At 33.6% G+C, this 17,925-nt stretch carries 24 protein-coding genes and 1 pseudogene; 13 read left to right on the top strand and 12 right to left on the bottom strand.

Going from position 1 to position 17,925, the window contains the following annotated elements; translation table 11 throughout:
* Positions 1-38: 38 nt before the first annotated feature.
* Positions 39-491 (top strand): hypothetical protein, encoded by a 453-nt coding sequence (locus K5790_RS04375; protein WP_297592733.1) that lies wholly within the window; start codon positions 39-41, stop codon positions 489-491.
* Here K5790_RS04375 and K5790_RS04370 read toward each other — a convergent pair.
* Positions 488-1,237: a metallophosphoesterase gene (locus K5790_RS04370; protein ID WP_297592731.1), complete on the bottom strand. Its 750-nt coding sequence runs from the start codon at positions 1,235-1,237 to the stop codon at positions 488-490. The two genes, K5790_RS04375 and K5790_RS04370, sit on opposite strands and share 4 nt — an antisense overlap.
* Positions 1,238-1,271: 34 nt before the next feature.
* Here K5790_RS04370 and K5790_RS04365 point away from each other — a divergent pair, with 34 nt between their 5' ends.
* Together K5790_RS04365 and K5790_RS04360 are read left to right on the top strand one after the other, a co-directional pair.
* Positions 1,272-1,574: a hypothetical protein gene (locus tag K5790_RS04365; RefSeq protein ID WP_297592727.1), complete on the top strand. Its 303-nt coding sequence runs from the start codon at positions 1,272-1,274 to the stop codon at positions 1,572-1,574.
* A gap of 45 nt (positions 1,575-1,619) precedes the next feature.
* A complete protein-coding gene (locus K5790_RS04360; RefSeq protein ID WP_297592725.1) occupies positions 1,620-1,871 on the top strand; it encodes a hypothetical protein in 252 nt (83 codons plus the stop codon).
* A 3-nt stretch (positions 1,872-1,874) separates the two neighbouring features.
* Here the strand turns inward: K5790_RS04360 and K5790_RS04355 are convergent, their stop codons facing one another.
* Positions 1,875-2,171 (bottom strand): hypothetical protein, encoded by a 297-nt coding sequence (locus K5790_RS04355; RefSeq protein ID WP_297592723.1) that lies wholly within the window; start codon positions 2,169-2,171, stop codon positions 1,875-1,877.
* Between the two features lie 88 nt (positions 2,172-2,259).
* On the opposite strand from K5790_RS04355, the gene K5790_RS04350 reads away from it, so the two are divergent.
* From K5790_RS04350 to lsrF, 3 genes and pseudogenes are all read left to right on the top strand, one after another.
* The gene (locus K5790_RS04350) at positions 2,260-2,553 is read left to right on the top strand and encodes a V-type ATP synthase subunit F (protein ID WP_297592721.1); all 294 of its coding nucleotides are present in this window, start codon (positions 2,260-2,262) and stop codon (positions 2,551-2,553) included.
* A gap of 41 nt (positions 2,554-2,594) precedes the next feature.
* Positions 2,595-3,623, top strand: a complete 1,029-nt coding sequence (locus K5790_RS04345) for a zinc-dependent dehydrogenase (RefSeq protein ID WP_297592720.1) — start codon at positions 2,595-2,597, stop codon at positions 3,621-3,623.
* A 36-nt stretch (positions 3,624-3,659) separates the two neighbouring features.
* Positions 3,660-4,649: pseudogene (gene lsrF / locus K5790_RS04340) on the top strand (3-hydroxy-5-phosphonooxypentane-2,4-dione thiolase); the annotation flags it as partial.
* 5 nt (positions 4,650-4,654) lie between these two features.
* Here the strand turns inward: lsrF and K5790_RS04335 are convergent.
* Positions 4,655-5,053: a nuclear transport factor 2 family protein gene (locus K5790_RS04335; protein WP_297592718.1), complete on the bottom strand. Its 399-nt coding sequence runs from the start codon at positions 5,051-5,053 to the stop codon at positions 4,655-4,657.
* 222 nt (positions 5,054-5,275) lie between these two features.
* On the opposite strand from K5790_RS04335, the gene ilvB reads away from it, so the two are divergent.
* The 4 genes from ilvB to K5790_RS04315 are packed head-to-tail and all read left to right on the top strand — an operon-like array spanning position 5,276 to position 10,025.
* Positions 5,276-6,973 carry a biosynthetic-type acetolactate synthase large subunit gene (gene ilvB, locus K5790_RS04330; RefSeq protein WP_297592716.1) on the top strand — a complete coding sequence of 566 codons (1,698 nt, stop codon included), beginning with the start codon at positions 5,276-5,278 and terminating at the stop codon, positions 6,971-6,973.
* Positions 6,974-6,982: 9 nt separating this feature from the next.
* Complete coding sequence (gene ilvN, locus K5790_RS04325; RefSeq protein WP_297592714.1) at positions 6,983-7,468, top strand: acetolactate synthase small subunit; 486 nt, start codon at positions 6,983-6,985, stop codon at positions 7,466-7,468.
* Positions 7,465-8,979 (top strand): 2-isopropylmalate synthase, encoded by a 1,515-nt coding sequence (locus tag K5790_RS04320; RefSeq protein WP_297592712.1) that lies wholly within the window; start codon positions 7,465-7,467, stop codon positions 8,977-8,979. The genes ilvN and K5790_RS04320 overlap by 4 nt, the downstream gene beginning before the upstream one ends.
* A gap of 32 nt (positions 8,980-9,011) precedes the next feature.
* Positions 9,012-10,025: an isocitrate/isopropylmalate dehydrogenase family protein gene (locus K5790_RS04315; RefSeq protein WP_297592710.1), complete on the top strand. Its 1,014-nt coding sequence runs from the start codon at positions 9,012-9,014 to the stop codon at positions 10,023-10,025.
* A 141-nt stretch (positions 10,026-10,166) separates the two neighbouring features.
* On the opposite strand, the gene K5790_RS04310 is transcribed toward K5790_RS04315, so the two are convergent.
* The gene (locus tag K5790_RS04310; protein WP_297592708.1) at positions 10,167-10,442 is read right to left on the bottom strand and encodes a hypothetical protein; all 276 of its coding nucleotides are present in this window, start codon (positions 10,440-10,442) and stop codon (positions 10,167-10,169) included.
* 161 nt (positions 10,443-10,603) lie between these two features.
* On the opposite strand from K5790_RS04310, the gene K5790_RS04305 reads away from it, so the two are divergent.
* Positions 10,604-10,735 (top strand): hypothetical protein, encoded by a 132-nt coding sequence (locus K5790_RS04305; protein WP_297592707.1) that lies wholly within the window; start codon positions 10,604-10,606, stop codon positions 10,733-10,735.
* On the opposite strand, the gene K5790_RS04300 is transcribed toward K5790_RS04305, so the two are convergent.
* Genes K5790_RS04300 through K5790_RS04290 form a run of 3 tightly spaced genes read right to left on the bottom strand, consistent with a single transcriptional unit; the run spans position 10,736 to position 12,829 of the window.
* Positions 10,736-10,981, bottom strand: a complete 246-nt coding sequence (locus tag K5790_RS04300; RefSeq protein ID WP_297592705.1) for a hypothetical protein — start codon at positions 10,979-10,981, stop codon at positions 10,736-10,738.
* Between the two features lie 38 nt (positions 10,982-11,019).
* Positions 11,020-12,306 carry an aspartate--tRNA(Asn) ligase gene (gene aspS / locus K5790_RS04295; protein WP_297592703.1) on the bottom strand — a complete coding sequence of 429 codons (1,287 nt, stop codon included), beginning with the start codon at positions 12,304-12,306 and terminating at the stop codon, positions 11,020-11,022.
* 10 nt (positions 12,307-12,316) lie between these two features.
* The gene (locus K5790_RS04290; RefSeq protein ID WP_297592702.1) at positions 12,317-12,829 is read right to left on the bottom strand and encodes a transcription elongation factor NusA; all 513 of its coding nucleotides are present in this window, start codon (positions 12,827-12,829) and stop codon (positions 12,317-12,319) included.
* Positions 12,830-12,911: 82 nt separating this feature from the next.
* Here K5790_RS04290 and K5790_RS04285 point away from each other — a divergent pair, with 82 nt between their 5' ends.
* Positions 12,912-13,838 carry an ABC transporter ATP-binding protein gene (locus tag K5790_RS04285; RefSeq protein ID WP_297592701.1) on the top strand — a complete coding sequence of 309 codons (927 nt, stop codon included), beginning with the start codon at positions 12,912-12,914 and terminating at the stop codon, positions 13,836-13,838.
* A 2-nt stretch (positions 13,839-13,840) separates the two neighbouring features.
* Here K5790_RS04285 and K5790_RS04280 read toward each other — a convergent pair whose 3' ends face one another.
* Together K5790_RS04280 and K5790_RS04275 are read right to left on the bottom strand one after the other, a co-directional pair.
* Positions 13,841-14,134: a hypothetical protein gene (locus K5790_RS04280; protein WP_297592700.1), complete on the bottom strand. Its 294-nt coding sequence runs from the start codon at positions 14,132-14,134 to the stop codon at positions 13,841-13,843.
* Positions 14,135-14,270: 136 nt separating this feature from the next.
* Positions 14,271-14,645, bottom strand: a complete 375-nt coding sequence (locus tag K5790_RS04275; RefSeq protein WP_297592699.1) for a DUF6659 family protein — start codon at positions 14,643-14,645, stop codon at positions 14,271-14,273.
* Between the two features lie 91 nt (positions 14,646-14,736).
* Here K5790_RS04275 and K5790_RS04270 point away from each other — a divergent pair, with 91 nt between their 5' ends.
* Positions 14,737-15,369 carry a VTT domain-containing protein gene (locus tag K5790_RS04270; protein ID WP_297592698.1) on the top strand — a complete coding sequence of 211 codons (633 nt, stop codon included), beginning with the start codon at positions 14,737-14,739 and terminating at the stop codon, positions 15,367-15,369.
* On the opposite strand, the gene K5790_RS04265 is transcribed toward K5790_RS04270, so the two are convergent.
* From K5790_RS04265 to K5790_RS04255, 3 genes are read right to left on the bottom strand one after another with little or no spacing between them, the layout of a single operon-like run.
* Positions 15,366-15,920: a DNA-3-methyladenine glycosylase gene (locus tag K5790_RS04265; RefSeq protein ID WP_297592697.1), complete on the bottom strand. Its 555-nt coding sequence runs from the start codon at positions 15,918-15,920 to the stop codon at positions 15,366-15,368. The two genes, K5790_RS04270 and K5790_RS04265, sit on opposite strands and share 4 nt — an antisense overlap.
* Complete coding sequence (locus K5790_RS04260; protein ID WP_297592696.1) at positions 15,904-16,497, bottom strand: uracil-DNA glycosylase; 594 nt, start codon at positions 16,495-16,497, stop codon at positions 15,904-15,906. Before K5790_RS04260 ends, K5790_RS04265 begins: the two co-directional genes overlap by 17 nt.
* 3 nt (positions 16,498-16,500) lie before the next feature.
* On the bottom strand, positions 16,501-17,916 hold the full coding sequence (locus K5790_RS04255; protein WP_297592695.1) for a TldD/PmbA family protein: 1,416 nt from the start codon (positions 17,914-17,916) through the stop codon (positions 16,501-16,503).
* Between the last annotated feature and the right edge of the window lie 9 nt (positions 17,917-17,925).

Below are 17,925 nucleotides of genomic sequence, written 5' to 3'. Positions count from 1 at the left end.
TTTTAAAAAACATAAAGACTTGTATTCTCATTAAAAATATGGCAAAAAAATTCGCTGATGATGAACTTGATGAAGTTCTAAGTAGAATTGAAAAATTTGATAATGATGGAATTAGATTTGTATATCTAAAAAATAATGTCAAGAAGAATTTTGTTAAAATAAAAATCCCCGAATTCAAATTAAAAGATATTTTGGTTTTTCTTGATGAAAATGGTCTCGTGCAGCGAATTCCCTTTGATGACAAACCAGGATTTCATGATTTAACTCTCTATAGGATTTCTGAGAAAGGGCGCTCTTTGCTTGAAAAATTCACAAGGACCCCAAATGATGATTGGAATCAAAACACTTACTCTGCAAATGTTACTTGCAGTAATTGTGGTTATTTTTATGAAATTCAAGTTGTTTATTCTGAAACTGTGAAAGTATGGGCAAAATCACAAAGATGTCCTAATTGTGCCCATAAAGGAACCTTTGTTACAAAAATAAGTTAAATTACATTTTCAATCATTGATTCGTTTCCAATAATTGATCCATCTAATGTAATTATTTTTGCAGATGATGCTGTCTTGATTCTATCTATTATTGGTGAAATTGATTTTTTGTATTTTTTTCTATGTGTCGCATAAAAGTACTTGTTAAATGATGGAATAATTGTAATTTCCAATTCTCCAGATTTGTTTGGAAATATTTTCTCTTTTTCAGTTTTTATGGTTAACCACACTCTTTGTCCGTTCATTACTGAGTCTTTTTGAAAAAACACAGGGTGTAAATGCCCCATGATAATTTTATCCACATGGGAAAAATTCTCTGAAGGCATTGTATGACCATGCGTTAACAAAATATTCTCTTCTACCATTCCCGTAGAACTAATCATGGAAATATTCTCTGGAACCAATCTCTGAATATTTGCATCATGATTTCCTGGAATTAGTATTACATCACATTTTTTGCTAATTTCTTTGAAAAACATTGGAACTTCATCCCATTCATTTCTTGAGATATTTTTTACACTTGATTTTACATCTCCTAATAAAATTATGGAGTCTGGTTTTTCATTATCGATTATTTCTGAAATCTCTTTAATTGTTTCTTTAATTGTGGAATTTTTACCAATGAAAATCTCATTTGATGCCATGCTACTCTCAAATCCAATATGGATGTCTGTTATGACTAGATTCTTTTTTTTACCCTCCAAAATCAATGCAGGTTTTGATGGTATGATTCTTGAATGCAGCATCAAAGTTATACTAAAGATATCTGATTAAATCCTTATGAACAAAGATTTTGATAGACTAGAATCAATCGTATCTGAAAAGCGTGTAAAAATTCACACTTTTGAGCCTAGTCAACGAAAAATTTGGACTGTCGTTGGTAAAGGGGAAGAGTATTGGATTGATCCTGAAAATAATTTTTGTTCATGTCCTGGATTCTATTTTGGAGTGATTAATGGGAAAAAAACTTGCTATCATTTAGAATCTGCAAAGCTAGCACAGAGTCAAAATCAAACCGAGGAAATTATTTTCTCAGATGAAGAATTTTCTGATTTTGTTTCAGGATTAATTTCAGATTTGTAGTAAATTATTCGAATGTGTTAATAACTAGAACCTATATGCAAAATTATGAATGATGACCAACAAAATTCTGAAATAGAAAAAATTGCAAATCTTATGGTACATGATAATATTTCTCCTGATGAACAAGATGCTGAAAAACTAGAGAAATACAAAAATCTAATCAAAGAAGATTGTAATGTCGATGATGAAGAAGCAATGAAGTTAGTTTATGAGACTTTGTTGTTTAGAAAATTAAAAAATTCTGATTCTGGTGATCTGTTAAACAAAGGAACTGAATTTGGTGCTGGATTTAGTTAGTTCTTAAAGTTGAACTGTATCAATATCGTCTTTTGAAACACCTTTCCAGAGTCCGATCATTCCTTCTGGTTCAACTTGTTCAACTTTAGTAATTTGTTGAATTTTGATGTGATCTGGATTTGGTGGCATCCATAACATTGCCATATAATCTCCCACATTTCCTACTTTGTTAGGTAATGCCATGATGATTCTCTCATTAGAAAATCCCTTTGTAGTCAGTGCATTTGTTGCCTTTTCTTTTAGATCCATTCTTCCATGAAGAAATAGATAGATATCTTTCTGAGTGTCAATTTCTGCCATGAGTTCACTGATTTTTTTGAGTAAATCAATCTTTCTTGCTAAATGCCTGCCAAAAAGGGTTAAATTAGAATGCAGAAAAATTTTAACTGTGAAAATCTTCACTGTTGGTAGCAAATCCTTTGTCACTAGTTTTCAATTAGCTGGTGTTCCAGGAGTAATTTCTGAAACTCCGCAAAAAGCACTTGATGAAATCAGGAAATTAACTGATGATTCAGATGTTGGATTGGTTCTAGTTAGTGATGATATTACAGAATCCATAAATGACGAATTAACAGAGCTCAGAGCAGAAAAATCAACTCTGGTTTTTGCATTGCCTGCTACTGGAAGTGAAAAAACTGAAGTTGATTATAGATTAATGCTCAAGAAGATTCTTGGAGTCTAATTGCTTTAATCTACTTATAATCAATCATTTATTGTCATTCCATGAAAACAGCTTTTGTAAAAGAGCCATCAAAAATTTCTATAGATGAAACAGAAAAACCTGTCTTAGGGAATGGTGATATTTTAGTTCAAATGCAAGCTTGTGGTATTTGTGGCTCTGATCTAGAAAAAGTATTTGGACAATATGGTCAACCATCAATGCGTTTGGGACATGAACCCGCAGGTATTGTTATTGATGTTGGTTCTGGTGTTACTGAATTCAAAAAAGGTGATAGGGTATTTACTCATCATCATGTTCCATGTTATGATTGTCATTTTTGTAAACATGGAAACGAAACTATGTGTAAAAAATATTATGAAACAAACCTTTCTCCTTGTGGATTATCTGAAGAGTATGTTGTTCCAGCATGGAATGTGTCTCATGGTGGTGTTCTAAAAATTTCAGATTCGTTAAGTTTTCAAGAAGCTGCGATGATTGAACCATTGGCATGCTGTGTTCGTGCTTGGACAAAGTTTTCTTATCGCGAAAATGATTCTGTTGCTATTTTTGGTGTGGGTCCTACAGGCATGATGCATGTGATGTTAGCTCATGCAAAGAAATTTTCAAAAATATTTTGTTTGGATGTAAATGAGTTTAGGCTTAATTTTGCTAAAAAATTCAATATCACTGATTCTATTAATTCAAAAGATGATTCAAGGAAACAAAAAATACTGGAACAAACAGCTGGGGAAGGAGTAGATGTTGCTATTATTGCTACTAGTAGTCTAAAGGCTTTAGATGATGCTATAGATATTGTTAGAAAAGGTGGGGCAATCATGATGTTTGGTGTTCCTTCAAAAGGTGCATCATTGAAACTTGATATGAGTAAAATCTATTCTAAAGAAATTACACTTGTAACAAGTTATGCTGCTTCTGATCAAGACACAAAATCCGCATTGGATCTAATTGAGAGTTCTCAGATTGATGTGAAACAACTAATCACTCACACTTACAATATTGACGATTCACAAAAAGCATTTGATCATGCACGCACCGGTGATAATGCAATGAAAATAATTATCACAAAATAAAAAGGCTTAAGAAAGGTATTTCTATTCTTTCAAAATCGAAGAGATATGGATTGGGGATTAGAAAATAGACTTGCAAGCATCATAAAACCACAAAATAATCGAGCTTTGATGCTTGCAGTTGATCATGGATATTTTCTAGGGCCTACTGAAAAATTAGAAAATCCAAAAAAAGTAATTGGGCCATTATTGAAACACTGTGACTCTTTGATGCTTACACGAGGTGTTCAAAGAACTTGTGTTTCTGCAACAACTAGTACTCCAATGGTTTTGAGAGTTTCTGGTGGTTCAAGTATTATAGGTGATGATTTATCTCAAGAAGACATCACTGTATCAATTCAAGATGCAATACGACTAAACGCAAGTGCATTAGCAATGTCTATCTTTGTTGGCTCAAAATATGAGTATCAAACTATTGTGAATCTTGGAAAACTAGTAAGTGAGGCTACAAAATATGGAATTCCAGTTTTAGCAGTTACTGCAGTAGGAAAGGAGCTAGGCAAAGATGCTCGTTATCTTTCATTGGCTTGTAGAATTGCAGCTGAGCAAGGTGCACATATTGTCAAAACATACTATTGTGAAAATTTTGAAAAAGTTGTTCAATCATGTCCTGTTCCAATAATTGTTGCAGGTGGAAAGAAGATTCCTGAAAGAGATGCATTACAATTAACGTATAATTCAATCAAAGGCGGAGCCGTTGGAGTTGATATGGGACGAAATATTTGGCAATCAGAACATCCAGTTGCTATGATTAGAGCAGTGCGCTCTATTGTACATGGAAACATGAATGTGGAACAAGCATTCAATTTATACAAAAAATTGGTTAATGAAGAATCAAAATTCAAATCCAAAAATAACAAGTTCAAAAACAAACCTAATCAAAACAAATCAAACAAACCACAAAACAAACCTAATCAAAACAAATCAAACAAACCACAAAACAAACCTAATCAAAACAAATCAAACAAACCACAAAACAAACCTAATCAAAACAAATCAAACAAACCACAAAACAAACCTAAAAACTAGAGTTTCTATATTTTTGATAGATGAATGTGGGCAATTTTCCATGTTTGTTGTTTTACTAAAACAAATGTTGCCCGACCATTAATGATCATGTGTTCCCCTGTGTATGCTTTGTTATCTACTAGCATTCCTTTCTGAATTAATTCTAATGCTACAACTGCTGTATCTCCAAAAACACTAATCTTTGGATTTTTAATCTCATAAGAATAATCCGAAATACTAACAAATCTTAACTCTTCTAGCTCTATTGTGGTTTTGTAATCTTTAAGATCATAAGGTGGCAAATCACTAAAACTTGAAAATTTTGAATCATCTAGGTGTATGTCCTTTAGAACAGACAAATCCTTTGATATTCCTGCTTCAAAGAGTGTTTCAATAATTCTAATTATTTCTTCATTATCAGTCAAAACACTCGTTTCAAATATGAAAATTCTCAGTTTAAGTCTTATGAAAATGATGACTAAAATACCGATTATTTCTCTGATAATCTTTATTAATTATCAAATGGTTTCTTTTTTGATTTCAATGAGCACAAAAATTACAGGACAACATGACATAGTATTGTTAGTTGATCTTCTATTGTAAAGTGTGCTTAATTTTAACACATTAAAATTATGGCGATTAATTTGATGAATAAAATGGAAACTATGACAGGTGCAAAGGCTTTGATGACAGCCATGGAAAAAGAAGGCGTCAAACAAGTATTTGGTTTACCGGGAGGTGCAAATCTTCCAATGTATGATGAATTTGCCAGATGTGATATTAGACATATTTTGGTTAGACATGAACAATCTGCAGCACATATGGCAGATGGTTTTGGTAGAGTGAGCAGAAAACCTGGTGTATGTTTTGCAACATCTGGTCCTGGTGCTACAAATATTTTGACTGGAATTGCTACTGCCCAAGCTGATTCAGCTCCAATGATCGCAGTAACTGGCCAAGTACCAGTTGCAATGATTGGACGCGATGCCTTTCAGGAAAGTGATATTATTGGAATGGCAAATCCTGTTGTAAAATACGCATTTCAACCAAGAAGTGCTGAAGAAGTACCAATGGCAGTAAGAAAAGGATTCTACATTGCTGAAACCGGAAGACCCGGACCAGTACTAATTGATATCCCAAAAGATGTTCAAACAAATGAAGCACAGATGATATTTCCTGATGAATTTAAAATTCAAGGTTATCATCCATGGAATGATCCAGACATCGTTGCAGTTGAAAAAGCAATTGATATGTTACTTAATTCGGAAAAACCCATTATCTTAGCTGGTGGTGGAGCAATAATTTCATCAGCATTTGCCGAATTACAGGCAATTGCTGAAACATTGATGCTTCCAGTAGTTACAACATTCAAAGGTAAAGGAGCCTTTCCTGAAAACCATCCGTTGTCATTGGGGCCAATTGGAATGCATGGACATGCAGAGGCAAATAAAATGATGGCAGAAGCTGATTGTGTTTTAGCAATTGGTACTAGATTCTCAGATAGGTCTGTTGGAACATTTGAAGCATTTGAGAAGAGATTAAAAATTATTCATATGGATGTAGACCCTGCAGAGATTGGTAAAAACCAAACAACATCAGTTGCCGTAGTTGGTGATGTTAGAGCATCACTTAGAATCATGGTTAAATTGCTTTTACAACGTTCAATAAAGAAAACAGAAGAGACCACTTGGATTAAACATGTAAAGGAAACTAAAGCATACTGGAAAGAAAACTTGAAACTCCATCCAGGAGAAATGGGTGCGGCAAAAATTTTAAGAAAACTTAGAGAATTATTACCTAAAGAATCAATTGTTACAACTGAAGTAGGACAACATCAAATGTGGGCATCATTATTTTATGATGTAATTCAACCTGGAACTTTCTTTAGTTCAACTGGTCTTGGAACAATGGGTTGGGGATTTCCAGCAGCCATTGGTGCCAAAGTAGCTAAACCTGATGTTCCTGTTGTGGATATTGCCGGTGATGGAAGCTTTAGCATGACAGAAAATTCACTTGCAACTGCTGTCTTAGAAGACATTCCAGTAATTGTATTTCTCTTAAACAACTTTACATTGGGAATGGTAGCTCAATGGCAGAGAACTTTCTATGATAGAAGAATGATTGGAGTTGATCAAGGAAAATGTCCTGATTATGTTAAATTAGCTGAATCTTACGGAGCTCAAGGACTTAGAGCACAATCAATGGATGAACTTGATAAAGCAATAAAAACTGCATTAAGTAGTGATGTTGCTACAGTAATTGATATTCCAATTGATCCTGAAGAGGATGTCTTGCCATTTGTCGCTCCTGGAACTTCGCTTTCGGATATGATATTACCATCATAGTGATTTGAAATGTGGGCAATTCTTTCTATTTTAGTTGAAAACAAACCTGGTATCTTGTTTAAGGTAACTCATCTTTTCAGATCAAGGAATTTCAATATTGATAGTATCTCGGTAGGAGTTACTGAAAATCCAGAATATTCTAGGATGACTATCACCACATATGGTGATGAAAAACAAGTTGAACAGATTGTAAAACAACTCGATAAAATGATTGATACTGTAGAAGTCAAGCATTTAGATGAGCACAAAACTGTTTATCGAGAACTTAGTCTTTTTAAGATTAAACTAAGTAATGCTAATGATAGTATGGAAATTAATAAACTGGCCAATGCATATGGTGGCAAAGTTCATGATGTGAAGAAAGACTCCATTATGGTTGAATTAACTGCAACACCTGATCAGATTCAGGCATTTGAAGAATTAGCAAGACCATTTGGAATACTTGATGTTGCAAGAACTGGTGTAGCTGCATTACAGAGGAGTGGGGCGGCATGAAAGTTAGAATATTTGATACAACATTAAGAGATGGCGAGCAAACTATTGGAGTATCACTATCTCCAGATCAAAAATTAGCAATTGCAAAAAAACTTGATGAATTGGGAGTTGATGCTATTGAAGCTGGATTTCCTGTAATTTCCGATGGGGAATTCAAAGCCGTTAAGATGATTACTTCTGAAGGATTGTCTTGTGAAATTGCAGGATTAACTAGAACTATCAAAAAAGATATTGATGCTGCAGTTGATGCTGGACTAAATTACATTCACACATTCATTGCAACTTCTGATATTCATTTGGAGTACAAACTCAAAATGACACGTGATCAAGCACTTGAAAAGGCTATTGAGGCAGTTGAATATGGAAAATCACGAGGTCTTCAAGTAGAGTTTTCTGCTGAAGATGCTTCGAGAACTGATAGGGAATTCTTAAAAAAAGTATTTGGTGATGTTGCAAAAGCAGGAGCCGATAGAGTCAATATTCCTGACACTGTGGGATACTCTACTCCAGAATACATGGCAGCAATTACTAAAGATACAGTTGAAGCTACAAAACTTCCAGTAAGTGTTCACTGTCATAATGATTTTGGATTAGCAGTTGCAAATTCTTTAGCTGGAATTCAAGCTGGTGCATCTTGTGCACATGTAACAATTAATGGGATTGGGGAGAGAGCTGGCAATGCTTCATTAGAAGAATTCTCAATGGCATTGAAGTGTCTTCCATTTGAGCAGAAATATGAGACAAACATCAAATCTGAATTAATTTATGACACATCTAGATTCATCTCCAAGACTGTTGGAATAATCGTTCAGCCTAACAAAGCAATAGTTGGAACCAATGCATTTGGTCATGAATCAGGCATTCATACTCATGGTGTGTTGAGTAATCCTCTCACATACGAGCCAATTAGTCCTGAATTAGTTGGAAGAAAGAGGTGGCTCCAAGTTGGTAAACATGCAGGAGTTCATGGAATGAATGCAATGCTTGCAGAGTATGGTATAAAACCAACTGAAGAGCAATCACAAAAAATCTTAGAGAAAGTCAAAGTGTTAGGTGATGCTGGTAAACAAATCACAGATGTGGAGTTGTTATCCATTGCAAGTGATGTCTTAGGTGAAAAGGAACTAAAAAGAATAGTACAGTTGACAGGATTTTCAGTTTCAACAGGAATTGGAACCATGCCTTATGCATTTGTAAAATTAAACATTGATGGTCAGGATCATATTGGAACTGATTATGGTGTTGGCCCAGTTGATGCCGCATTAAATGCTATCCAAAAAATTACTGGAAAGATATCTGAAATTAGAATTAAAGATTACGGATTGGCATCAATTTCAGGTGGATCTAGCGCATTATGTGAGGTTACTGTAAAAGTTGAAGATGCATTAGGAAACAAGGTATCAGCAAAATCAGTTGGTGAGGACATTGTTACAACATCAGTTAAGGCTGTAATTGACGCTATTAACAGAATAATGCTCAAAAAAATGCTACAAGAAAAGCAGGTTAGCTAAATCCTAAAATTCTCTTTGATTGGTGTGATAATATGTATAAAATCTCATTAATTACTGGTGATGGAATAGGGCCTGAATTATCTGAATCTGCAATTTCTGTTCTTGATGCAATACATGACAAACTTGATTTGAAATTTGATGTTACAAAATTATCTGCTGGTGATAAGGCACTTGAAGAAACTGGAAAAGCATTACCTGATGAAACAATTGATGTGATAAAACAATCTGATGCTTGCATGAAAGCCCCTGTTGGAGAATCAGCTGCGGATGTTATTGTAGTGTTACGTAGAATGCTTGATTTGTATGCAAATATCCGTCCTGCAAAATCCTATCCTCACATGCCTGCTTTAAGAGATGATATTGATATGGTAATCGTCAGAGAGAACACCGAAGATCTTTACACTGGAAAAGAATTCTCAGTTGGGGATTCTGCAGTTGCCCTACGAATAATTTCTGAAAAAGCATCCAAACGTATTGCAAAATATGCATTTGAGACTGCAAAACGTCGTGATTCCATGAGAAAAGTAACATGTGTTCATAAATCTAATGTTATGCGAGTAACTGATGGGTTGTTTGCTAAATCATGTAATGAAGTATCAAAAGAATATCCTGATATTATTTTTGAGGAGATGTATGTTGATGCTTGTGCCATGAATTTAATTCGCCAGCCTGAACAGTTTGATGTTATAGTTACAACAAATTTGTTTGGTGATATTTTATCTGATGAATCGTCTCAGGTCGTTGGCGGATTAGGAATGGCCCCTGCTGCAAATATTGGTGACTCTTTTGCATTGTTTGAACCAGTTCATGGTGCTGCATTTGATATTGCCGGACAAAATATTGCAAACCCCTCTTCATTTTTGTTATCTATTAAAATGATGTGTGATTGGCTAGGTTCTAAAAATAATCATTCCAAATGCATTGAAGTTGGAGAAAAACTAGAAGCAACAATTTTTGATTTGGTAAAATCAGGAATGAAGACCAAGGATATTGGTGGTACTATGAGTACAACTGAATTCACAAAGCAGATTACAGATAACCTCTAAGAAATTCTCTCAATGTATTCTTCATGAATCTTTTTTTGATTTTGAATTATCCACAAAAATATCTCATAATTTGCGTCCATAAAAAATAATTATTTATTTTTTTAAACTAATCAAAGTGTAAAAAATTTGATTGAAGGGTTCTTAGTCTTTCCTTTTTTTGATATCTGATGTGGGAGGATTCAATGACCAGAAAAATAAAGCCAATCCTACTGGAATCATAATAAGCACTGCCGCAATTATTGAAATAGTGTAAAATCCTGGATCCAATCCTGGAATTAATGGCCCTGGAAAAACTGCATACAGCCACAAAAATGCAATAAATATCAAAACTACTTTGTTCTTTTTAACTAGTTTTTTCCATCCTAGTTTTTGTTTGTGAATGTAGCAGCTTTTGCAACGTGTTTTATCATCTACCATACATGATGTGCAGCAATTTTTTTCACAAAAGTAACAAATTCTTTCTCCAAATGCTGATCCACAAAAATCACATTTGTACACTAGATTAGTAGATCTTCTTTGAATTTATCTATTTTTGATAATTATCAATTTTTATAAATTGCATTTTATTGATACCCTGCATGGTAGTTTGTTGTATCTGCAAGATTGCTGAAGGGACACTAAAAATCACTGATGGCAATCCAAAGTACAAAGGAAAGCCTATTTGTAAAGAATGCCAAGGATATCGCAAGCTTTTGAAGGAAACAAAATAGTCATTCTGATTTTGTTTTATTCTTCTCTGCCCACTTTTCATACATCTTGATTAATTCATCAACGTCTTTGCCGTCTTCTGAATAGGTCAAAATAACTCCAAATGTTCCCTTTTTGTCATGGCCTCTTGCAAAATATCCCCAAAAAGAATCTGGAAGTTTTTGAAAACTATTTGAATCATGAGATACGCCAATTAGATTATTTCCAATAACTTCAACTACTTTTTTTGCATCCTCTTTTTCTATCATGACTTTTGATAATCTTATTACAATAAAAATCTGAACTGCTATGGACTTAATCTGTCTGGGTCTCTTGGATACAAGACCACCTCTCGTACATTATCAATTCCAATAAGTGTGGTCATCAATCTATCTAATCCCATACCCCATCCTGAATGTGGTGGCATTCCCCAATCAAAGGCTTTGAGATGATCAGTAAACTGATTGGGGTCTAATCCCTGTTCTTTTAGCCTCTCTTTTAGCATTTCAGGATTGTGAAGTCGAGTCCCTCCTGATGATAATTCTAGATATCCATACTGCAAATCAAATGAACGAGATAATGTTTTATCTTCATCTTTTTCTCGAATGTAAAATGGCTTTAGTTTCATTGGCCAATCAGTTAAAAAGAAAAATCCTGGATGATTTTTTCCAATAATTCTCAAATGTGAATCAAGCAAATCATCGCCAAATTCTATCTTTTCTCCTTCTTTTTTTAATTCCTCAACACATTGATTGTAAGTAATTCTTTCAAATGGTGATTTTGGAATCACTATTTTATGCTCAATCACTTCTTGTTCTGCTTTACAGTTCTCTGATGTGAATTTGTAAACCTCCATTACTAATGATTCTAAAACATCCATGACATCATTGTAATCCATAAATGCTGCTTCAATGTCAATACTTGTAAATTCACTAAGATGTCTTCCAGTGTGGGAATTTTCTGCTCTGTAAAAATTTGAAATCTCAAATACTCTTTCTAGTCCTATTGTCATTTGTTCTTTGTAGAGTTGTGGGCTTTGTGCTAGGTATGCCTTTTTCCCAAAGTAATCCAAGGAGAATAGATTTGCACCGCCTTCACTAGCACTTCCAATAATTTTTGGGGTTGTTATTTCTATGAATTTTTTATCAGCAAGTGTCTTTCGTAAAATTTGCAATACATGATGTCTTAATTTGAAAATTGACGCTGTCTTTTGGTTTCTCATATCTAGTGCTCTATGATTTAATCTTGTGTCGATATTACTCTCTAATCTTCCAATTGGATCAACTGGTAATGGGTGAACTGCTTTTCCTAAAACTTCAATTTCCTCAGCTTTGATTTCAAATGCAAAGTCTCTAGCTTTGGTTTCTTGAACAATTCCCTTTACACTCACGACACTTTGGCGATTTATCTCTCCTAAATTGTCATTTAGTTCTCCTTTTACAATTACTTGAGAAATTCCTGAGACATCACGCAATGTGATAAATGTCATCTTGCCTAGTTTTCTAAGATCTTCAATCCATCCACCTAAGACAACTTGCTTGCCAATTAATTCTGTTGTTAGTTCATTGATGTCGTGAGTTTTTACAAAAACCATAATCTTATTCCTATCTTTTATCCTCAAATTCTATCTCAATGTCAAGGTTTCGGGCATTTTTTACAATTTGAACTACTTTTTCTGTATCTATTGGAAATCTTGGGGTCCATTTGCCTGAAACTACTGCTTTAGTCTTTTGAACACCCCCTGGGGCCCAAACTGAATTAATTGATAGGATTTTTGTGGGAAAAAACAAATCTTCTATGAATTTCTTATCTGTCTCATCAGCCTCAACTAGCCAAATTTTACCTTTGAATTTCTCTTGCAAAGTTCGATAGAGTGTGCGGCTTTGTCTAATTATCATAATGTCGTTTTTTGCTAATGATAAAACAAAATTTCCATCAAACTCTTTGCATGAATAAAGACTAAAACTTTCTATCTCGCTATTTGATTTGGCAATCTTTGCAAGGATAATTGATGCATCAACATCTGCCTTTGAGAGTATGCCTGCTTCTACCTTTCCCTCACATTGAGGACATAGTACGGCATTTTTTGCATCAAAACCACAAATTGGAAGTTTCATTTGAATCGACTTTTTTATTTGAAATAATCTTGTTTATATCCCTTAGTGAAAAACAGAAATTCTAGTTGGGATCTAAGAGAATATGAAATTATCAGTTGATTCATTGTCATCTAGATATTCCTCATCACAGGGACCTGTTTATGCAGTTGATGATGTCTCATTTGATCTCAATGATGGTGAATCTATTGGAATTGCAGGTGAGAGTGCATGTGGAAAAAGTACTTTGGGACTTTCAATTATCAGAATGATGTCTGGTGGAAAAACAACAGGCAAGATTCTCTTTGATGGTGAATCAATATTGGAGGAAAGTGAATCTGATTTTAATTCCAAATATCGTTGGAAAAAGATTTCAATGATTTTTCAGGGTGCAATGAATTCTTTAGATCCTGTGTTTACAATAAAGGAGCAATTTTTGGAAATAATAAAACAACATAAATTTGAAGGTGACTCTGATAAGATGATATTTGATTCAATACGTTCAGTAAGTCTGGATGAATCTATATTGAAAAAATATCCACATGAGCTTAGCGGTGGAATGAAACAGCGTGTTGTAATTGCGATGGCTTTAATTTTAAAACCAAAATTTGTTATTGCTGATGAGCCAACCACAGCACTTGATGTCCTAATCCAAGCTCAAATAATTAATCTATTAAAAAATCTCAAAAAACTTGGCATGTCTTTTATGCTAATTACGCACGATTTGGCTGTTTTATCTGAGATTGCCGATAAAATTGGAATAATGTATGGTGGGCAAATTGTAGAATTTGGTTCTTCTGAAGAGATTTACAAAAATCCTAAACATCCATACACTAAAGCACTGTTAGAATCAATTCCGACTCTGAATGGAAATACTCCAAAATACATAAAGGGTAATCCCCCAAGTTTGCTAGAACCACCTACACAATGCCGTTTCATTGATAGATGTCCATTGGCAATTGAAAAATGTAAAACACTTCCAACAAAATTAAAAACTAAAACTGGATATGTGAGATGTTGGCTGTATGAATAATTTTATTTTGAATTTAGATACTCTTTATCAATTTTTTGTAAATAAATCTCTTGGATTTGAGTAATCTCTCTTTCTATTGTATTTCTGCAAATCATTTTCAAATAAGTAATTAGTTCTTCGTCTTGTTTGATTTTCCCAAACTTTTCGATTTTTCTTAGTGATTCTTGTTCAAATTTCATGACGTTTTGTAGCTCTTGACTGATCTGTTCTATTTTCATATCTTTGTAATTTTTTGATTCGGCTTTTCTAAAACTGATATCGTCAATTAGTTTTTCAAGTTCATCAGGTTCTTTCATATTTTTAATAAAAATAACTAAAATAAGTTAATTTTGATTTTGTTTTTTATGCTCTAAAATATGTTTGAGACCATCTGTCATACTTAGTGCATCCAAATTAATATCGCAATATGGACACTTCAATGTAATTCTGTAACTAAGAGTATTTTTTAACCAATGGAAGACAAGAATCAATAATTCTTAGAACTTCAGATCTGATTACTTTTTTATCAATTGATATCCAAACTCTTAGTTTTTTGATGGCAAATGAAATAATCTGAACCTTTTTTCTTTCCTCCCAGACAAATTCAATTTCTCCTAGATTCTTATCAAAAAAGCTCTCTAAATCTGTCTTGATTGCAATATGTGAAAATTGATACTGAGTATTTTTTGCATTTAGTAATGGCAGTAGATTTTCTCTTCTAGTGTATGATAATAATTCCCCACTCTCACCAATCACGCCTACAAATCTGATAAATGGACTAATTGTTGAAATTGCATCACAAATTTGTTGATAGTCTTTTTTTGTCAATTACTGGGATTGAAAATAGATGATATTTTAATGATTACAACTAAAATTCCATCTAGATTTAATTAAATAAAGCATGATTTGAGATTCTTTAGTGGATTTTGTTGACCTATTTCCATTTGCACCAGAAGTAGGTTATCTTAGTTTATCGCTTGTAAACTTCTTTGGCTCTCTTGTGCCTTTTGTTCCATTACCTGGATTCTTACTATTGGCTACCATGGCAGTTGGAAATCAGTTTGATCTTCATGTTTTGGCTTTACTCTCTGCAATCACTGCAACTGTTGCAAAACAAATAATCTTCTATGTGAGTTATGGGGGAAGAAAGATTATCAATGAAAAAACTCGAAAGAGAATGCGTCCGTTTGAAAGACTAGTAAAACGATATGGCGCAGGGGCTGCATTTTTTGCTGCTGCAACTCCCATTCCAGATGATTTGGTTTATGTTCCTTTAGGACTTGCAAAATATAATCCAAAAAGATTTTTCATTGCTACTCTTACTGGAAAAATAGTACTAAGTTATGTTATTGTTTTTGTGTCTCATTACCTTGGATTGTCTTTAGTAGAACCATTTCTTGAAAACATTGATGATGCAACTCCTGTTTATGTTGGAATAATTATTTTTGGCGCAATGATGACTGCTGTTGTTGTTTTGCTTTTAAGATTGGATTGGCAAAGAGTACTTGGCAAGTTTGCTCCTTGGACACTAGATGAAAACAATAAGGACTAGATACTTTTAAAATTCCATAACTTTTCAGTTGCTTCTCTTATTCCAATTCGTGATGATTTTATAATTTTATTAGGTTTAGCTCCTTCTGTAATGAATAATTTAGAATTTTTAGTTAAATCCACCCCATAATGCTCTTTTGTAATTTCCAAGGCCTGTGTTAATTTTGCAGGTCCATTTGTTAGATTTTTAAAATCTGAGATTTTTCTATTTGCAATCATCTTTTCTATTCCTTTCTCAGGCATAATTGCTCGAATCAATACAGCTCCTGCAGCAGTTTTTGAATTTCTTGCTACTACATTAAAACAATAATGCATTCCATATGTAAAATACACATACGAATGCCCTACTTCTCCAAACATTGCCTTGTTTCTTTCTGTGATATTTCTAAATGCGTGACTTGCAGGATCTTCTTTGTGTTTGTATGCTTCAGTTTCAATAATAATTCCTGAAACTTCAACTCTTCCAATTTTTCTCACTAGTCTTTTTCCAAGTAAATTTTTTGCAACGGTAACTGTGTCTTGTAAATAAAAATCTCTAGGAAGAATATTCAATATCTACTTTGATCTCGTTGCCATTTTTTAACTCTGTTATTAATTCAAAGAGTTTTTTGATATCTCCCTTTAAAACCTCAATTAACTCTTGATTGTATATTGTAGCTGCTGGATGCACCGTTAGGAAATAAAACTGATTGTCTTTTCTAACTAGTTTTCCTCTGAATTTAGTTATCTCAGAACCTCCTAACAATGAATTAAAGGCAGTATTTCCTAATATGCAGATTAATTTTGGTTTGATTATGGCAATTTCTTCATTGAGATAATTTTTGCATGTATCTCTTTCCATAACTGTTGGTACTCTGTTTTTTGGTGGTCTGCATTTTACAATATTTGTGATATACACATCATCTCTAGAAATCCCTGCTTCTTCAAGTGCAAATGATAATTTTTTTCCTGCCACTCCTACAAATGGCTCTCCTCTGACATCTTCATTTCTTCCAGGCGCTTCTCCTACAAAGATCACATCTGAGTGAAAATTGCCCTTGCCTGGTACTGCATTTGTTCTAGTTTGGCAGAGATCACATTTTGTACATTCTATAACATTTTGTTTGATTACTTCTAATTTTTGACTCATTTTTTAATTCACACTCTTTACTGTTGCAATCCCTCTAATTGTTGGACCGCCATTGCCCATTATCATTGATTGCATAGGATCTCCTTTGCCACAATTAGTTATGGGTCTTACAGTAAAGTCATTACCACAGGCATCAATTGATTCAAAAAATTCCGGTGCAGTTCCAACTACAATTACATCTCTGAGCAAATCTGTGGTCTCTCCATTCTCAATTTTTTGTGCATATTGACAAGAAATACTCCAATTATATCGGTTCATATCAATTGATGGGATTTTCATATTTGAAATCAAATATCCATTTTTTACATCTTTGATAATTTCTTCTACATTTCTATCTCCATTCCCAATACACGTACATGCCATTCGAATTAGTGGCATGAATCGATAGTTTGTGGCCCTCATGTTTCCAGTTGGAAGTGTGTTAAAAAATTCTGCAGTTTCTCTGTTTTGCATATGGTTTTTTAGAATTCCTTTCTCAACAAGATGTGTTTTTTTACTTTTAACTCCCTCATCATCAAACTCATACCATCCTAAACTCTCTTTGATTGTAGGATCATCAAAAACATTGAGATGCTCTGAACCAATTCTTTCTCCTATCTTCCCTTTCCACCAAGCACCACCTGCCCACGCCATCTCCTTTCCCATAACTCTGTCAGCTTCAGATGGATGACCTAAAATCTCATGTGTTAGCAATGACACAAAATCTGGATTCATTACTACTGTTGCCTTTTCTTCTTTTGCTGGCTTTGCGTTAATCAAACTAGATGCCTTTGTAGAAATTTTATTAGCGCTTCTTTGAATTTTATCATTGTTTGTTAATTGCTCTACTCCGCCTCTTCCTCCTTCTGTAATGTTTACTGATTGTGTAAGTCCTCCTTCATGAGCTGTTGCTATCATATCTACAACAACGTCAGTATAGTTTTGCTTAATGTGTGAGCCTTCACTACTTACAAAATATTTTGAATTTATAGTATACCATGGATTAACAATTGATTTTATTATTTTTGGCGTGTCTAAAATTATTTTATTGCATTCTAATCCAAGAGTTGTTAACTCTTCAATTTCTGGTTTTTTAATTATGGGATAATCTATCTTTTTGTTTTCACAAGTTATTTGCGAGAGATTGATTTTATTATTCTCATTATGAGTTGAAGTATTTTTAATTGTGTTATCTAATACTTGTTTTATCTTATCAAAAGACTCTGGATTTGTAATGGAGCAAAAACTCCACATTCCATTTTTAATTAATCTAATACCTATTCCTTTATCGTGAACAATCTTAGAGTGCTCAATTTCTCCATTCTCAATTAGTACTGATTTTCTTTCTTGATACTCTGCGCGTGCATCACAATACTGAACTCCTAAACCAACTGCATAATTGATGGCTTTATCTGCTAAATCTTCGATGGATGAATCCATGATCTATTG

Origin of the sequence: Nitrosopumilus sp. (assembly GCF_025698945.1) — an archaeon.
Lineage (GTDB): Archaea > Thermoproteota > Nitrososphaeria > Nitrososphaerales > Nitrosopumilaceae > Nitrosopumilus.
Note: the sequence above shows the minus strand (reverse complement) of the source record. Positions and strands in the feature narration are given on the sequence as shown.

Coding starts and splice junctions, on each gene's coding strand:
- K5790_RS04310 (WP_297592708.1), bottom strand. CDS start 10,442: ATGGTAGATGATAAAACACGTTGCAAAAGCTGCTACATTCACAAACAA.
- K5790_RS04365 (WP_297592727.1), top strand. CDS start 1,272: ATGAACAAAGATTTTGATAGACTAGAATCAATCGTATCTGAAAAGCGT.
- K5790_RS04315 (WP_297592710.1), top strand. CDS start 9,012: ATGTATAAAATCTCATTAATTACTGGTGATGGAATAGGGCCTGAATTA.
- K5790_RS04345 (WP_297592720.1), top strand. CDS start 2,595: ATGAAAACAGCTTTTGTAAAAGAGCCATCAAAAATTTCTATAGATGAA.
- K5790_RS04305 (WP_297592707.1), top strand. CDS start 10,604: ATGGTAGTTTGTTGTATCTGCAAGATTGCTGAAGGGACACTAAAAATC.
- K5790_RS04320 (WP_297592712.1), top strand. CDS start 7,465: ATGAAAGTTAGAATATTTGATACAACATTAAGAGATGGCGAGCAAACT.
- K5790_RS04360 (WP_297592725.1), top strand. CDS start 1,620: ATGAATGATGACCAACAAAATTCTGAAATAGAAAAAATTGCAAATCTT.
- ilvN (WP_297592714.1), top strand. CDS start 6,983: ATGTGGGCAATTCTTTCTATTTTAGTTGAAAACAAACCTGGTATCTTG.
- K5790_RS04280 (WP_297592700.1), bottom strand. CDS start 14,134: ATGAAAGAACCTGATGAACTTGAAAAACTAATTGACGATATCAGTTTT.
- K5790_RS04355 (WP_297592723.1), bottom strand. CDS start 2,171: ATGGCAGAAATTGACACTCAGAAAGATATCTATCTATTTCTTCATGGA.
- ilvB (WP_297592716.1), top strand. CDS start 5,276: ATGAATAAAATGGAAACTATGACAGGTGCAAAGGCTTTGATGACAGCC.
- aspS (WP_297592703.1), bottom strand. CDS start 12,306: ATGGTTTTTGTAAAAACTCACGACATCAATGAACTAACAACAGAATTA.
- K5790_RS04370 (WP_297592731.1), bottom strand. CDS start 1,237: ATGCTGCATTCAAGAATCATACCATCAAAACCTGCATTGATTTTGGAG.
- K5790_RS04255 (WP_297592695.1), bottom strand. CDS start 17,916: ATGGATTCATCCATCGAAGATTTAGCAGATAAAGCCATCAATTATGCA.
- K5790_RS04260 (WP_297592696.1), bottom strand. CDS start 16,497: ATGAGTCAAAAATTAGAAGTAATCAAACAAAATGTTATAGAATGTACA.
- K5790_RS04290 (WP_297592702.1), bottom strand. CDS start 12,829: ATGAAACTTCCAATTTGTGGTTTTGATGCAAAAAATGCCGTACTATGT.
- K5790_RS04300 (WP_297592705.1), bottom strand. CDS start 10,981: ATGATAGAAAAAGAGGATGCAAAAAAAGTAGTTGAAGTTATTGGAAAT.
- K5790_RS04375 (WP_297592733.1), top strand. CDS start 39: ATGGCAAAAAAATTCGCTGATGATGAACTTGATGAAGTTCTAAGTAGA.
- K5790_RS04285 (WP_297592701.1), top strand. CDS start 12,912: ATGAAATTATCAGTTGATTCATTGTCATCTAGATATTCCTCATCACAG.